This window comes from Nocardioides pacificus, assembly GCF_054775955.1.
On sequence record NZ_BAAHCI010000005.1, the window covers coordinates 1,661,130 to 1,676,764 of the forward strand.

Annotated in this window: 14 protein-coding genes; all 14 read right to left on the bottom strand. The window is 73.2% G+C overall.

Going from position 1 to position 15,635, the window contains the following annotated elements:
* Positions 1-12: 12 nt before the first annotated feature.
* Positions 13-1,056: an isopenicillin N synthase family dioxygenase gene (locus ACYU7L_RS10630; RefSeq protein ID WP_460796026.1), complete on the bottom strand. Its 1,044-nt coding sequence runs from the start codon at positions 1,054-1,056 to the stop codon at positions 13-15.
* The gene (gene add / locus ACYU7L_RS10635; protein WP_460796028.1) at positions 1,053-2,114 is read right to left on the bottom strand and encodes an adenosine deaminase; all 1,062 of its coding nucleotides are present in this window, start codon (positions 2,112-2,114) and stop codon (positions 1,053-1,055) included. The genes ACYU7L_RS10630 and add overlap by 4 nt, the downstream gene beginning before the upstream one ends.
* Positions 2,111-2,899 (bottom strand): ABC transporter permease, encoded by a 789-nt coding sequence (locus ACYU7L_RS10640; RefSeq protein WP_460796030.1) that lies wholly within the window; start codon positions 2,897-2,899, stop codon positions 2,111-2,113. The genes add and ACYU7L_RS10640 overlap by 4 nt, the downstream gene beginning before the upstream one ends.
* Positions 2,896-3,678: an ABC transporter permease gene (locus ACYU7L_RS10645; RefSeq protein WP_460796032.1), complete on the bottom strand. Its 783-nt coding sequence runs from the start codon at positions 3,676-3,678 to the stop codon at positions 2,896-2,898. Before ACYU7L_RS10645 ends, ACYU7L_RS10640 begins: the two co-directional genes overlap by 4 nt.
* Positions 3,679-3,681: 3 nt before the next feature.
* Positions 3,682-4,536: an ABC transporter ATP-binding protein gene (locus ACYU7L_RS10650; protein ID WP_460796034.1), complete on the bottom strand. Its 855-nt coding sequence runs from the start codon at positions 4,534-4,536 to the stop codon at positions 3,682-3,684.
* A gap of 2 nt (positions 4,537-4,538) precedes the next feature.
* Positions 4,539-5,609 carry an ABC transporter substrate-binding protein gene (locus ACYU7L_RS10655; protein ID WP_460796036.1) on the bottom strand — a complete coding sequence of 357 codons (1,071 nt, stop codon included), beginning with the start codon at positions 5,607-5,609 and terminating at the stop codon, positions 4,539-4,541.
* A 255-nt stretch (positions 5,610-5,864) separates the two neighbouring features.
* The gene (locus ACYU7L_RS10660; RefSeq protein ID WP_460796038.1) at positions 5,865-6,353 is read right to left on the bottom strand and encodes a nucleoside deaminase; all 489 of its coding nucleotides are present in this window, start codon (positions 6,351-6,353) and stop codon (positions 5,865-5,867) included.
* Entirely contained in the window at positions 6,350-9,121 is a 2,772-nt protein-coding gene (locus tag ACYU7L_RS10665) for a molybdopterin-dependent oxidoreductase (protein WP_460796041.1), read from the bottom strand. Before ACYU7L_RS10665 ends, ACYU7L_RS10660 begins: the two co-directional genes overlap by 4 nt.
* Positions 9,118-9,978, bottom strand: a complete 861-nt coding sequence (locus tag ACYU7L_RS10670) for an FAD binding domain-containing protein (protein WP_460796044.1) — start codon at positions 9,976-9,978, stop codon at positions 9,118-9,120. The genes ACYU7L_RS10665 and ACYU7L_RS10670 overlap by 4 nt, the downstream gene beginning before the upstream one ends.
* Positions 9,978-10,784, bottom strand: coding sequence for a MurR/RpiR family transcriptional regulator (locus tag ACYU7L_RS10675; protein ID WP_460796047.1), 807 nt, complete (start codon positions 10,782-10,784; stop codon positions 9,978-9,980). The genes ACYU7L_RS10670 and ACYU7L_RS10675 overlap by 1 nt, the downstream gene beginning before the upstream one ends.
* On the bottom strand, positions 10,781-12,022 hold the full coding sequence (locus ACYU7L_RS10680) for an allantoate amidohydrolase (RefSeq protein WP_460796049.1): 1,242 nt from the start codon (positions 12,020-12,022) through the stop codon (positions 10,781-10,783). The genes ACYU7L_RS10675 and ACYU7L_RS10680 overlap by 4 nt, the downstream gene beginning before the upstream one ends.
* On the bottom strand, positions 12,019-13,236 hold the full coding sequence (locus ACYU7L_RS10685; protein ID WP_460796052.1) for a pyridoxal-phosphate-dependent aminotransferase family protein: 1,218 nt from the start codon (positions 13,234-13,236) through the stop codon (positions 12,019-12,021). The genes ACYU7L_RS10680 and ACYU7L_RS10685 overlap by 4 nt, the downstream gene beginning before the upstream one ends.
* 53 nt (positions 13,237-13,289) lie before the next feature.
* On the bottom strand, positions 13,290-14,678 hold the full coding sequence (gene allB, locus ACYU7L_RS10690) for an allantoinase AllB (RefSeq protein WP_460796056.1): 1,389 nt from the start codon (positions 14,676-14,678) through the stop codon (positions 13,290-13,292).
* A gap of 10 nt (positions 14,679-14,688) precedes the next feature.
* Positions 14,689-15,633 carry a factor-independent urate hydroxylase gene (gene pucL, locus ACYU7L_RS10695; RefSeq protein ID WP_460796059.1) on the bottom strand — a complete coding sequence of 315 codons (945 nt, stop codon included), beginning with the start codon at positions 15,631-15,633 and terminating at the stop codon, positions 14,689-14,691.
* Positions 15,634-15,635 lie beyond the last annotated feature (2 nt).

Sequence of the window (15,635 nt, forward strand, 5' to 3'; positions counted from 1 at the left end):
CAACCACCAGCCTCACCCACCAGCCTGGGCCGCCAGCACCCGGGCCGCCTCCCGTTCGGCCGCGACGTTGGCGACCCCGGCGCGGGAGCCCGCGAGCTTGGCGCGCAGGTGCTCGCCGACGGTGATCGGCGGGTACGGCGAGCCGTCGCCGACGCAGGTGGGCAGCGTCTCGATGAGCGCGTCGATGTTGCCGTCGTGGAAGTACGCCGCGCTCCGGCGCCGCTGGATGGTGCCGTCCACGATCGGCGGCTTGACCCGGTGCAGCGTCGACATCCAGCGCTCGTTGGTCCACCGGGCCATCAGGTCGCCGAGGTTGATCAGCAGGGCGCCCTCGGCGGGCATCACGTCGTGCCACGAGCCGTCGGCGCCGAGGACCTGCAGACCCGCGACCCGGTCGGCCCAGAGCACCGTGACGATGCCGTAGTCGGTGTGCTCGCCCATCCCCGTCAGGTCGCCGTCGAGGTCCAGCGCGCCGGGCTCGAGGGCGTAGTTGTTCATCCGCAGCACGTCCACGCTGTGGTCGGTGTACGGCGCGAAGAACCCGGGCGCGAGTCCGAGCGCGTCCGCGAAGAGCCCGGTCAGGGTGCGCGCCACCCGCGAGGCCTCGGCGAAGTACGCCTCGACCGCCTCGACGAAGCCGGCCACCTCGACGGGCCAGACGTTCTCGGGATAGTCCAGGGCGGGGAGGTCGAGCTCGGGGAAGTCCGAGCATGCCGCGCCGACGTTGAACGCCTCGAAGAAGTCGTTCATCCGGTTCGCCGGCGCGAGCCCCAGGCTCAGGCTCAGCGACTCGGTCTTGGGCGGGGCATAGCCCCGGTTGACCTCCGGCGGCGTGCGATAGGCCAACTTCTCCTCCAGGGGCAGCCCGAAGAAGCCGTCGAGCGCCGCCGCGAAGGCGTCGAGCACCGGTTGCGGCACGCCGTGCCCGACGATCTGCACGAAGCCGACGGTGCGCGCCGCCTCGTCGAAGGCGGCGGCCGCGCTGGCCCGATCCGCAGGCGTCCCACCCGCGACGTACGGCGAGATGTCGACGGTGGGGACGTGGAAGCTGCTCATGCGGGCTCCTCCTGGAGGGTGGGCGCGTCGTCGGGGATGGCCGCCACGGCCGCCTCCACGCGGCGGGCGAGGTCGGCCTTGTCGGTCTCGTCGAGCCAGCAGGCCTCGACGGCGTTGCGGGTGAACGTCGCGAGCTGGTCGCGGCCGTAGCCGAGAGCACGTGCGAGCACCCGGAAGTCGTTCGTGGGGTCGGTGCCGAACATCGGCGGGTCGTCGGAGTCGATCGTCACGCACAGCCCGGCATCGACCATCTCCGCGATCCGGCGGTGGGTGCCGTCGCCCGACCCGGAGTAGCGCCCGATGTCGGAGCTGACCGGGGTGCAGTTGAAGGGGACCCGCTCGGCGACGCACCGCACGGTGATCTCGGGGTCGTCGACGACGTGATAGCCGTGGTCGACGCGGCTGCAGCCGAGCTCGTCGAGGAGGGTCAGGATGTGCGCCGGGGGACCGGACTCCGAGTGGGCGGTGCGCTGCAGCCCGTGCCGCCCCGCCAGCCGGTAGGCCTCCACGAAGCCGCCGGGCGGCCCGTTCACCTCGGCGTAGTCCAGCCCGATCCCCACCACCTCGTCGACGCGGTGGGCGACCACCTCCTCGACCAGCCGCACGGCCTCGGCGCCGCTGCGCTCGCGGTTGATGCCGACGACGAGCCGCGCGTCGATGCCGGTGTCGGCGTGAGCGTCGCGCATCCCCGCGAGCACTCCTTCGAGCAGCCGCGGGTAGGGCACCCCGGGATGCCCGGGCGGGCTGAGCTGGATCTCGCGGTAGAGCACGCCGTGCGCGGCCCCGCCCTCGGTCAGCGACTCGTAGGTGATCCGGTGGAAGTCGTCGACGTCGCGCACCACCGAGCCGACGACGTCGAGGACCCGCAGGAACTCCCCGAGGTCCTCATAGCTGGCGTGGTCGTAGAGGTCCTCGGCGCTGCGCGGTCCCCGCGGCCCGTCGAGCGGTACGTCGTGCTTGCGCGCGAGGTCGACGACCGTGGCAGCCGACACCGTGCCGATCAGGTGACAGTGCAGGCTGACCTTGGGCAGGGCCGCCACGAGCGCCTCGAGCGTCATCGCGCCGGCACCTTGGCGAAGCGGGCAAGCACCAGCGACTCGACGAGCTGCGCGATCAGGTAGAGCACCAGCGAGGCGAGCGTGATCACGACGACCAGCGCCCACACCCGGCTGATCTGCGAGCGCGCGGCCGCCGACACCACGGCGTACCCGATGCCCTGGCCGGTGGCCAGCCACTCCGCGAGCAGCGCGCCCGTGATCGCGCCGGGCACGGAGATCCGGATCGACGCGAACAGCGCCGGCAGCGCGGACGGGAACGCCACTCGGCGCAGCACCGCCCACGCACCGCCGCCGTAGACCTGCACGACGTCGCGCATCTGGTCCGAGACCGACCGCAGTCCGAGCACGATGCTGACCAGCGCGGGGAAGAGTACGACGATCCCGCTCATCACGGCGACCGCGCCGAGCCCGCGCCCGACGGTGAGGATGATGATCGGCGCGAGCGCGATCAGCGGGACCGAGCGCAGGATCATCGCGACCGGCATGGCGGCGCTCTCCAGCGGCTTCCACAGCACGATGGCGGCGGCCAGCACGATCGCCGCGAGCATGCCCGCGACGAACCCGATACCGGAGTCGAGCAGGGTCCGGCCGAGCAGCGCCCGGATCTCGCCGCGCGCCTCGGCCGCGTCGTCCTCGGTCACGAGGTAGGCCCACACATCGGTGGGCCCCTTGCCGACATAGTCGGAGACGTCGAAGACCCGCAGCCCGACGACCCACAGCACCAGCACCACGCCGAGCACGAACATCATCGTGGTGACAGTGCGCAGCAGCGCCCGGGCGATCATGACGCCGCCCCTTTCGACCACGGCGTCACCAGCCGCGCGACCAGCCCGAAGGCGGCGTACGCCGTGCCGGCGACGAGCGCGCAGCCCAGGCCGATGCCCCACGCCTGCTCGACGTCGATGTTCTGCTGGGCGATCTTCAGGGCGAGGCCGACGCCGCGCTCGATGCCGCCGACGTACTCGCCGAGGATCGCGCCCAGGAACGCCGCGGGCGCCGCGATCTGAAGGGAGGCCAGGATCGAGGGCAGGGCCGAGACGAGCTGGACCCGGCGCAGCTGCTGGAGGCGGCCCCCGCCGTACACGCTGACCACGTCGAGGCTGGTCCGGTCGGCCGAGCGGAAGCCCAGCACGGTGCCGACGACCGTGGTGAAGAAGACCGACAGCGCGGCGAGGGCGACCGCGGTGCCGGAGCGCTCGCCGGGGTCGGGGACGCCGATCACGATGTAGAGCACCGGCGCGATCGCCACGATCGGGATGCAGTAGCTGATCACCGCGACCTGCATGATCACCGGCTCCGCGAACGGCACCAGCAGCACGAGCGAGGCCAGCAGCAGCGCGGCGACGTTGCCGTAGAGGAAGCCGACGCCCGCCTCCTCGATGGTCACCGCGAAGTGGGTGGAGTAGAAGGCCCAGCCGTCGTCGAGCATCGAGGTCACGACGCCACCCGGAGTGGGCACCCGCGCGTCGGCGAGCAGCGTGACGGCGGCCAGCCACCACACCGCCACGGTCGCGACCATCCCCCCGAGCCCGGTGAGCAGCGAGCGGGTCCGTTCCCGGCTCACCGCTCAGGCCTCCTTCGCGGAGGCGGGGTCGTGCCCGAACAGCAGCTCCGAGGCGCGGTCGTGCAGCGCGTGGAACTCCGGTGTCCGCATCATCTCGGGCAGCCGGGGCCGGGGCAGATCGACGTCGATGACCTCCTGGATCCGGCCCGGCCGCGCGCTCATCACCGCGACCTGGTCGGAGAGGAAGATCGCCTCGCTGATGCCGTGGGTGACCATCAGCGTGGTCGCCGGCTTCTCGGTCCAGATCCGGAGCAGCTCCACGTTGAGGCGCTGGCGGGTCATGTCGTCGAGCGCCCCGAAGGGCTCGTCGAGCAGCAGCACCGACGGCTTGACGACCAGGGAGCGGGCGATCGAGACCCGCTGGCGCATGCCGCCGGAGAGCTGCGCGGGCTTGGCCTTCTCGAAGCCCTCGAGCCCGACCAGACGGATCAGCTCCGCGACCAGCGCGTCGTCGGGCTTGCGGCCCGACACCTCGAACGGCAGCCGGACGTTGGCGAGCACCGAGCGCCAGGGGAGCAGCGCCGAGTCCTGGAAGGCGATGCCCAGCTCGTGGTCGCGACGCAGCTCGAGCGGCGTCCTGCCCTCGACCAGCGCGGTGCCCGACGACGGCTGCTCGAGCCCGGCGAGGATCCGCAGGATCGTGGACTTGCCGCAGCCGGAGGGCCCGAGCAGCGACAAGAAGCTGCCCTTCTCGGTGAACAGCGTGACGTCGTCGAGCGCGGTGACGCTGCGGCGCCCGGAGCGGAAGGTCTTGCTCAGGCGCTGGATCCGCACGCCGGTCCCGCGGGAGCCCCCGGCGCTGTCCTGGTCAGCGCTGGGGACTCCCGCGGAAGTCGTGCCGGTGATGGTCTCGGACATGCTCAGGAGGGGAGCTCGGTCAGCTCGGGCTTCTCCTCGAGGAGCTCCTCGAGCAGGGATAGGTCGAAGAGCTCCTCGACCGTGATCTCGATGCCGGCGGCCGCCAGGGTGGCGATGCACTGCTCCATCAGCTCGTCGGTGATCGTGAACAGGCCGTTGGCCTCCACGTCGGGCGTGACGATCAGGCCGGTCTGCACCTCGGACTGCTCGACCTCCTTCGCCATGTCGAGGTCGAGGTCCGCGCCGTACTCCTCGACGGCCAGGCGGGCGCCCTCGTCGGGGTCGGTCAGCGCGTCCTGCCAGCCTCGGATCTCGGCCTCGAGGAAGGCCTTCACCTTGTCGGGCTCCTCCTCGATCATCTGGTCGGTGGTGATCACGCTCTCAGCGACGAACGGCAGCCCGTTGTCGGCGAAGGGGAGGTTGGTGACCTCGTTGCCGTCCATCGACACCGTGATCGACTCGTTGGTGATGTAGGCCAGGAACCCGTCGACCTCGCCGTCGACGACGGGGGACGGGTCGTACTCCACCGGCACCTTGGTCACCTCGTCGGGGTCGATCCCGTTGACCTCGAGCAGGGCGTCGAAGAGGGTCTCGTTGCCGCCGGCCTGCACCCCGATCTTCTTGCCCACCAGGTCCTCGGGCGTGGCGATGTCGGCGCCGTCCTTCAGCGAGAGGATCGTGAACGGGTTCTTCTGGAACTTGGTGCCGACGATCTTCAGCGGCGCCTCCTCCTCGGCGATGACCTGCGCGGTGGCGACCGCGTTGCTGAGCGCGAAGTCGGCCTCGCCGGAGGCGACCATGGTCTCGATCGGGCCCGGGCCCGGGTTGAGCTTGACCTTGGCGAAGCCGGCGTCCTCGTAGTGACCGTTCGTGTCGGCGAAGAACTCCCCGACGAACTCGGCGTTCTTGATCCACGACAGCTGCAAGGTGATGTCGCCGTAGTCGGCGCTGCCCTCCGCGGCGCTCGCGGCCGCCGGCTCGTCGTCGGAGCCGCAGGCGCTCAGGCTGAGACCGGCCACGGCGATGAGGGCGGTGAGGCTCGCCGCGCGGCGGCCTCGGAACGACAGGGTCATGGATGTACTCCTTGGTTGGAGCGCCGGACCGGCGCACGTCGTGGGTCGAGCCCCCGAGATGAGAGGACGCTAGGAGCGGTGGATTTCGGTCCTGGGCGGCCCAGGTTTCGGTCTCGTTAAAACGCACGTTTCACCGTCGGGGCCCGCCGGTGGGCAGGCTGAAGCGGAGGTTTCGAGGGCGCGCCAGACCGGTCGTGTGCCTGCGGACGCGCTGGAGCGCGCCCTCGGGCACACGACCCGGAGGAGGAGGGGCTTTCAGTAGTCGGTGCGGGCCGGGTCGGCGCGCCACGCCTCGAACGGCGCGACGCCGGCGGCGAGCTCGAGCCGCTCGACCCGGGTCGGCCAGGTGTCGCGATCCTGGGCGAGCAGCTCGTAGAACGCGCGGTCGTCGAAGCCGCCGTGAGCGGCGTCCTCGCGGTCGGCGGCGTAGACGATCCGGTCGAGCCGGGCCCACAGCGAGGCCGCGGCGCACATCGGGCAGGGCTCGCAGGAGGTGTAGAGCACGCAGCCGGCCAGCGAGAAGTCGCCGAGAGCCTGCCCGGCCGCGCGGATCGCCTGGACCTCGGCGTGGGCGGTGGGGTCGTTGTCGCGGGTGACGCGGTTCTGGCCGGTGGCGACGAGCTCGCCGCGGCGTACGACGAGCGCGCCGAAGGGCCCGCCGCCGTCGGCGACGTTGGCCACGGCCAGCTCGATGGCGCAGGTCAGCCAGTCGGCGTCGGTCCGGGGGGAGGCGATGGCGTTCATGCGTGGTCCTTGGGGTCGGGGAGAACAGCGGAGGTGGTCTGGAGCAGCCGCCACACCCGGTCGCGGCTGAGAGGCAGCTCGTGGGGACGCACCCCGAGGGCGTCGCGTACGGCGTTGGCCAGCGCGGGCGCCACCGGGTTGTAGGGCGCCTCGCTCATCGACTTGGCGCCGCGCGGGCCCAGCGCGTCGTGGGTGTCGGCGAAGAGGACCTCGGTGTCGGGCACGTCGGCCATCTGCGGCACCCGGTAGCCCCGGAACGAGCGGGTCAGCACCTCGCCGTCGGCGAGCACCATCTCCTCGTAGAGCGCGCTGCCGATCGCCTGCGCGACCCCGCCCTCGACCTGCCCGCGCAGCTGCTCGGGGTTGATCACCACGCCCGCGTCGACGGCCTGCACCGAGTGCAGCACCCGGACCTCGCCGGTGCGCCGGTCCACGGCCACCCGCGCGCCGTGCACGTTGAAGGCGACCGAGCGCGGCGAGCCGTGGTGCTCGCCGGTCGCGGTCAGTGGTGCGTCGAGCAGCTCGTCGTACGGCGCGAGCGTGCCGTCGTCGCGTCGTACGCCGTCGGGGCCGGGCTCACCGCCGCCGGCGAGCTTGTCGAGCTCGTCGCGCAGGGACCGGGCGGCCGCCGCGACCGCCCCGCCGGCGACGACCGAGCCCGTGGATCCGTAGGCGCCGGTGTCGTAGCCGCCGACGTCGGTGTCGGAGGAGCGCAGCGTGATCTGCGCCGGGTCCACGCCGAGCTCGGCGGCGACGATCTGGGTGTGCACGGTCGCGGTGCCGTTGCCGAACTCCGCCGTGCCCACGCCGATCGTCACGGTGCCGTCGGGGTGCAGCGTGACGGTCGCGTCGGCGTGGTGCCCGCGTGGCGGGATCGTCGCGATCATCGAGGCGGCCATCCCCTCGCCGACCGCCCAGCGGGCGGGGTCCAGGTCGTCGGCGACCGCGTCCGCCAGCGAGCGCTCCACCAGGTCCAGGCACTGGTCGAGGCCGTAGCTGCCGAAGACCAGGTCGGTGTCCGCCGGCCCGTTGACCACGAAGTCGTCGCCGGGGACGACGACGTTGCGCCGCCGGATCTCAGTAGCAGTGAGGCCGAGGTCGCGGGCCAGCTCGTCGAGCGCCGACTCGATGGCGAAGATGACCTGGCCGAGCCCGTAGCCGCGGAACGCGCCCGAGGGCACGTTGTTGGTGTAGACGGCCTCCGCGTCGAGACGCTTGTTGGCGCAGCGGTAGAGGGCGATCGACTCGTGGCAGCCGTGGAACATCACGCCGGGGGCGTGGTTGCCGTAGGCGCCGGTGTCGGTCAGCACGTCGAGCGCCATCGCGGTGAGCACGCCGTCGGCGTCGGCGCCGAGGGTGACCTCGACGCGCATCGGGTGACGGCACGGCACGAGCGTGAACTGCTCCTCGCGGGTCAGCTCCAGCTGCACGGGGGCGGGCTCGCCGCGCTCAGCGAGGCGGAGGACGGCCAGCGCGACGAGGTCCTCGACGAGCATCTCCTGCTTGCCGCCGAAGCCGCCGCCGACGCGGGCGGCGAGCACCCGGACCCGGTCGGGCTCCAGGCCAAGGACGTGGGCGAGCTCGTCGCGGACGAGGTAGGGCACCTGGGTGCTGGTGCGGACCACGAGCCGGCCCTCGTCGTCGATCCAGCCGCGGGCGCCGTGGGTCTCCAGCGCGGCGTGGCTGACCCGGCCGGTGCGCCAGGTGCCGGTGACGACCGCGGCGGCCCCGGCGAGTCCGGCCTCGACGTCGCCGACCTCGCCGTGGGTCTGCGCGACGACGTTGCGCTGCGGCTCGGCGATCCGCGAGCGCATCGTGGACTTGTCGCCGTGCACGAGCGGGGCTCCCGGGGACCGGGCCGCCTCGGGCTCGAAGACCGCCTCGAGCGGCTCGTAGGTCACCTCGATCAGCCGCACCGCCGCCTCGGCGATCGCCACCGACTCGGCCACGACCGCGGCGACCCGCTGGCCGCGGTAGCGCACGACGTCGTCGAGCATCCGGGTGTCGTCGGGGTCGTCGAGCCGGCTCTCGTGCCGCCCGGTGGAGTAGAGCACGTCGGGCACGTCACGGTGGGTGAGCACCAGCCGCACGCCCGGCAGCGCCTCGGCGCGGACCGTGTCGATCGCGGTGACCCTGGCGTGGGCGTGCGGGCTGGTGAGCAGCTTGAGGTGGAGCACCCCGTCGGTCGGCAGGTCGAGGGTGTAGCGCTCCTGCCCGGTGACGATGCGCGGGCCGGCGGGGGCTGCCAACGAGGTGCCCCAGCTCCCGCAGCCGCCTCCACTGCCACCTGGGGCGCCGCAGCCGGGGCGCTCGACGTTGCAGGCTCCCTGCAGCGCGTCCTTGATGGAGCGATAGCCGGTGCAGCGACACAGGTTGCCCTTGAACATCCGCGGGACCTGGTCCGGCTCCACCAGGTCGTCCAGCCGGCCCTCCTCGTCGGCCAGCGACGCCGCGGTCACGACGTACCCCGCCGTGCAGAAGCCGCACTGGAAGCCGCCTGCCTCGACGAAGCGGCGCTGGACCGGGTGCAGCTCCTCGGGCGTCCCCAGCCCGGCGGCCGTCGTGATGTCGCGGCCCTCACCGCGGGCGGCCGGGAAGATGCAGGAGTGGACGGCGGCGCCGTCGACCATCACCGTGCAGGCGCCGCAGTCCCCGGAGTCGCAGCCCTTCTTCACGTCCAGGCTGCCCTGCTCGCGCAGGAACGTGCGCAGGCACTGTCCTGGGGCAGGGGCGGCGTCGACCGGCTCGCCGTTGACCAGCATGCTCATGACGTCCTCCCGGTTCGGGTCCCGAGCAGCTCTTCGCACACCTCGACCGCGAGCGTCGCGGTGACGGCCCGGCGCCAGTCGCGCGGGCCGTGTGGGTCGTCGAACCAGCAGTCGACGGTGCTCAGCAGCTCCGCGAGGACGGCCTCCAACGACTGCCCGGGCCGCAGCCCGGGGTCGGCCAGTCGCAGGGGCCGCTCGGTGCTGGCGGTGACGACGAGGTGGATGTCGCCCCGCGAGGTCAGCCGTCCGGTGACCACCGCCGAGGACCGCCCGATCGGGCTGAGCGCGATCTTGCGGAACGCCGTGCGCAGCGTGCGCCGCGGGTCGAGGCTGGCGGCGGGCACGTCGACGGCGCGCAGCACCTCGCCGGGCGCCAGTGTCGTGCGGCCCGGCCCGGTGACGAACGTCGCCACCGGCTCGCGGCGCTCGCCGCCGTGGGGAGTCCACACGACGACCTCGGCGTCGAGCGCGGTCATCAGCGAGATCATCGAGCCCGCGGGCAGGGCCAGGCAGAGGTTGCCGCCGACGGTCGCGGTGTGCTGGACCTTGAACGACATCAGCAGCGCCTCGGCGCACTCGCGGACGATGCGGGAGGCGGGCCCCAGGACGACCGGTGGTACGGCGAGCAGCTGCTCGATCGTGCACGTCGCGGCGACCCGCAGCCGGCGTCCCTCGCCGGCGCCCACGTGCTCCCACGCGGGCCAGCCGAGCGCGGTCAGGTCGACGAGCCCCGTGGTGAGCGGCTGGGGCTCGGAGAACAGCCAGGTCCCGCCCGCCAGCAGCGTCTCGCCGGGCGCGAGCACGAGGTCGGCGCGGCTGCGCGCCGGGCGCAGGCTGGTGACGGTGCCGAGGTCCATCACTCCACCTCCCCGAGCCGGCCGTAGGCGCGGCTGATCCCCGACACGCGGGTCCGTGCGGCGCGGCCGACCTCGGAGAGCACGCCGTCGGCGATCACGCTGACCAGGCTCATCGCGCCGGCATAGCTGTCGAAGGCCAGCCCGGACGCGACCGGGCACTCCAGCCACACGCCGGCGTGGGCGGCGTGCTCCACCGCGGTGGGGTCGGCGACCAGGACGACCTCCGCGTCGGTGGTGGCCGCCTCCGCCATGAACGCCGCGAAGCCCGCCGGACGTCGCCGGAAGCCGACCACCACGAGCGCGTCCCCGCGGCGCAGGTCGGCGAGCTCCTCGCCCATCATCTGGCCCGGCAGCGGCGCGAGGTGTACGTCGGGGCGGGCGTGCGCCAGCTGGGAGCGCAGGTGCAGGGCGACGGGGTGGCTGTTGCGCCAGCCGACGACCGTGACCCGTCGGGCGCGGGCCAGGCAGGCGACGACCTCGGCGAGGCGGGGCTGGGCGACGGCGCGCCGTACCGCCTCGGCCTCGGCGGCGACGTGAGCGGCCAGGTTGGGCGTCCCCTCGACCCGGTGCGGCTCGCCCGCCTGCCGCAGCCCGCGCAGGTGGTCGCGGACCTCGTCGAAGTCGGCGAAGCCGAGGCTGCGGAACAGCCGGCTCATCGTCGCCTTGGAGACCCCGGCGAGCGCCGCGAGCTCGGCCGCGCGGTAGGTCGCGAGGTCGTCGAGGTGCTCGAGCAGCGTCTCGGCGGCGCGCTTCTCCTGGGGCGAGAGCTCGGCGTGGTGGGCGGTGATCCGCTCGTCGATCCTCATCGCCGGTGCCCTCCCCGGACCGCCGCGACCGCGAGCACCGCGGCCGTGAAGGCGTCGAGCCCACGGGCCACGTCGACCTCGCGGACGTCCTCGTCGGGAGCGTGGGAGATGCCGTCGTGGCAGCGCACGAAGAGCATCCCGATGTCGGTGGTCGCCGCGATGGCCATCGCGTCGTGCCCGGCCCGGCTCCAGAGCGCCAGCGGCTCGGGATCGCCGGTGGTCGCGATCCCGGCGACGACGGCGTCCTGGAGCCAGCCCGCGCACGGGGCGGCGGGCGCGCTGTGGGTCTCGGTGACCTCGAGGGTCAGCCCGCGCGCGGTGCACAGTCCGTCGATCTCGGCCCGCATCGTGTCCCACATCGCGTCGCGCTCGGGGTCGGTGGCGGCGCGCAGGTCGAGGGTGAGGTCGGCCCGGCCGGCGATCACGTTGACCGCGCCGGGGTGCACCTCGATCCGGCCCACGGTGGCTATGCAGTCCGAGGCCCGCCCCAGCCGCTCGATGGTCGTGACGGCCTCGCTCGCACCGGCCAGGGCGTCGCGCCTGCGGTCGTACGGCGTGCCGCCCGCGTGGCGGGCCTCGCCGAGGATCGTCAGTGCGAACCGTCGGGCTCCCGCGATCGTGGTGACGTAGCCCAGGGACGCGTCGACGGCCTCCAGGTGGGGGCCCTGCTCGATGTGCGCCTCCAGATAGCCGACCAGCTCCTGGGGTGCCCGCGCCGCCTCGCCGACCCGGGCGGGGTCGAGGCCGAAGTCCACGAAGGCCTGACGCAGCGTCGTGCCGTGCTCGTCGGCCAGCTCCCACCAGGCGTCGTCCCAGGTACCGGCGACGGCTCGGCTCCCGAGCAGGGCGGTGCCGAAGCGCGCGCCCTCCTCGTCGCCGAAGCCGATCACCTCGAGCGCGAACGGCAGGTCGTCCACGAGGGACCCCAGCCGCTCGACCACGGCGATCGCCATCACCACCCCGAGCATCCCGTCGTAGCGCCCGGCGTCGGGCACGGTGTCGAGGTGGGAGCCGAGCAGCAGCGCGGGCAGGCCGGGCTCGCGGCCCTCGCGGCGCCCGCACACGTTGCCGGCGGCGTCGACCCAGGTGCGCAGCCCGGCGCGCTGCATCCACGAGGCGGCGAGCGCGTTGGCCTGGGCGTGCTCGGGGGTGAGGTGGATCCGCGTCAGCGAGCCGGGCGTCGAGGTGAGCCGAGCCAGCTCGGCGCAGCGGGCGAGGGCCTCGGCAGCGGTCGTCATGACGCGTACACCTCCCGCGCGGCGCCGACGCCGCCACCGGCCGGCACCGGGGCACCGCCGGCCCGCAGCACCTGCTCGAGCGCGGCGAGCGTGAGCAGCACGGCGTCCTTGCGGGCGTTGTAGCCCATCGTCCCGATCCGCCAGACCCGCCCATGCAGCGGACCGAACGAGGTGCCGATCTCGATGCCGAAGTCGTCGAGCATCGCCGCGCGCGCCCGGTCGCCGTCGATGCCGTCGGGGATCTCGACGGCGACGACGTTGTTCATCTTGTGGGCCGGGTCGCCGAAGACCCCGAGCCCCAGGCCGCGGACGCCGGCCAGCATCGCCGCGCCGTGCAGCCGGTGCCGCTCGACCGCGGCCTCGAGGCCCTCGTCGACGAGGAGCCGGGCGCACTCGCGCGCGCCGTACAGCATCGTGGTGGCCTCGGTGTGGTGGTTGAGCCGGCGCTCGCCCCAGTAGTCCATGATCATCGCGAGGTCGAAGTAGTTCGACGCGATCCGGGTGCCGCGGGCGGCGTCGCGGTCCTCGCGGATGCCGGCCTCGACGTGGCGGCGGTCCTCGATCACGTCGACCGCGCGCGGCGACAGCGAGATCGGGGCACTTCCCGACGGGCCGCCCAGACACTTCTGCAGCCCGGCGGAGGCGACGTCGATGCCCCAGTCGTCCATCTCGAAGACGTTGCCGCCCAGCGAGGCCGTCACGTCGCAGTAGAGCAGCACGTCCTGGCGCCGGCAGATCTCGCCGAGGTCGGCCAGCGGCTGGCACATCGTGGTGCTGGTGTCCCCTTGGACGAGCGCGAGCACCTTGGGCCGGGTGGCGACCAGCGCCTCCTCGATCTGCTCGGGGGTGAACACCTCGCCCCACGCGACCTCGATCGTGTGGACCTCGGCGCCGCAGCGCTCCGCGATCTCGGCGAGCAGGTGGCCGAAGCGACCCAGGATCGGCACCAGCACCCGGTCGCCCGGCTCGAGCAGCGAGACCAGCGCCGCCTCGATGCCGGCGCGCGAGGTGCCGTCGACGAGGAGCGTCTGCTCGTTGTCGGTGCGGAAGACCTCGCGGTAGAGCTCCATCACCTCGCCCATGCAGGCCGTCATCGCAGGGTCGAACTGGCCGACGAGCTGGGCCGACATCGCGCGGAGCACCCGCGGGTCGGCGGTGATCGGGCCGGGGCCCATCAGCAGCCGCGGCGGCGGGTTGATCTGGTCGAAGCCCATGGGAGTCCTTACGGTCAGGTGGTGCCTGCGGGGGAGCCTAGGAAACCGGTGTTTCACCCGTGTTGCCGTTGCGAGTCCTTGGTTTCATCGCGCCTCAGCTCCCTGCCCGCAGGAGCCGACCCCGGCGCGACGAGCCGGCCGCCCAGCACGGTGTGCGTGACCCGGGCGTCGAACCGCTGCCCGTCGTACGCCGACAGCGGGTTGCGGTGGGCGAGCTCCTGCGCCCGCACCACCAGCGGGGTCGCGGTGTCGAGGACCGCGAGGTCAGCGTCGGCGCCCACCTCGATCCGGCCCTTGTGCGCCAGCCCGACCAGGTCGGCGGTGCCCCGCGCGGTCCACCGGCTGACCTGCGCCATGGAGATGCCCCGGCGCAGCGCCTCGTGGGCCAGCGCGGTGAAGCCGACCTGGAGCCCGGCGATGCCGCCCCAGGCCAGCTGGAGGTCGCCGTCGCCGCGGAGCTTCTCGGCGGGCGTGGCGGGGGAGTGGTCGGTGACCACGACGTCGATGACGCCCTCGGTCAGCGCCGCCCACAGCTCCTCGCGGTTGGCGGCGTCACGGATCGGCGGACAGCACTTGTGGACGGCCGAGGCGTCGGGGATCGTCTCGGCCGCGAAGGTCAGGTAGTGCGGGCAGGTCTCGACCGTGAGCATCAGCCCCTCGGCCTTCGCCTCGGCGATCAGCGGCAGCGCGCGGGCGCTCGACAGGTGCAGCACGTGCACCCGGGCGCCGGTCTCGCGTGCGCCCCGGATGACGCGCCGGATGGCCGCGGTCTCGGCCTCGTCGGGACGCGAGGCCAGGAAGTCGGCGTAGGCGCGACTCGGCCGAGCGGGTGCGGCGTCGAGCACCTCGGGGTCCTCGGCGTGCACGATCATCAGCCCGCCGAAGCGGGCGACCTCGCGCAGCGCCGCGGAGAACCCGGCCGGGTCCAGCGGCGGGAACTCCTCGACCCCCGAGGGCGACAGGAAGCACTTGAAGCCGAAGACCCCGGCGTCCCACAGCGGCTCCAGGGCGGCGACGTTGCCCGGCACGGCGCCGCCCCAGAAGCCGGTGTCCACCCTGAGCTGGTCCCGCGCCGCTGCGCGCTTGGCCTCGAGCCCGGACAGGGTAGTGGTCGGCGGGATGCTGTTGAGCGGCATGTCGATGACGGTGGTGACCCCGCCCAGCGCCGCCGCCCGGGTGCCGGAGGCGAACCCCTCCCACTCCGTGCGGCCGGGCTCGTTGAGGTGGACGTGGGTGTCGACGACGCCGGGCACGACGTACGCCGTGTCCGGGGCCTCGAGCACGCGCGCGCCCTCGGGGAGCGGGTGGTCGAAGGGGGCGACGGCGCTGATCCGGCCGTCGTCGACCAGGACGGTCGCGGCGACGATCGAGTCGTCCACGACGACCTGACGCCCCCGCACCGCCTGCAGCTGCCCCGGCTGCGCTCGCCCCGCGTGGGTCATCGTCGTCGCCTCAGCAGAACCCGGGGACGCCGGCCCACAGCTCGGGGACCTGCGGCGCACCCTCACGCTGGACGGTGGCCTGGATTAGCCCGTAGGGCCGGTCGGCCGCGAAGAAGACCTGGTTGGGGTTGTCGAGCCCGAACGGCTCCAGGTCGACGAGGAAGTGGTGCTTGTTGGGGCACGAGAGCCGGACCTCGGCGATCTCCGGATGCGCCTCCAGGACGGCCTTGCCCATCTCGAAGATCGTCTGCTGCAGCGCCAGCGAGTGCAGGTCGGCGAAGCGGGCGAGCATCAGGTCGCGCACCGCGACGTACGTCGTGTTGAAGTCGAGCGAGCCCAGGTCGGCGCCCTCGGCATAGCGCCACCACGCGGTCACCGACGTCGCCAGGATCCGGTCGTCGGTCTCGCCCAGCGTCGTGTAGCGATCGCGCGGGAAGCCGGAGAACTCCGAGCCGGTGGACTTGAGCACCGTGCAGTCCTTGAGCCCGGCGATCACGTCGACGCGCTCGCCGTCGCGCTGCACCACGGCGGTGCGGGTCTCGCGGCCCTCGCGGACGAACGCGTGGTCGTGCGGGGCTCCGTCGACGCCGATCCGGCCCCAGGAGTACTGCTCGGCCTCCCACCGGCCCCCGCTCACCCAGTCGAAGGAGTCGACGAAGTGCTCACCGAGCCGCATCAGGAGCTCCTCGGGCGAGCCCACGCCGTGCTCGCGGGCGAAGGCGTAGAGCGTGTTCTTCTGGGTGTCGGTCGCGACGACCCGGGCGTTGTCGCCGACCGTGTGCGCCTCGGTGAAGTCGCCGCGCAGCTGCGAGGTGACGCTGAGGTCCTCGATCTCGTGGACGCCGCCCTGGGGGAGGGCGTCGTCGCGGGTGATGCGCACCAGTCGGCACTCGGCCTTGCCGTACTGGTTCGGGCCCAGGACGATGCGGCCCCTCTCTGCGGTGGCGTCGGCCAACG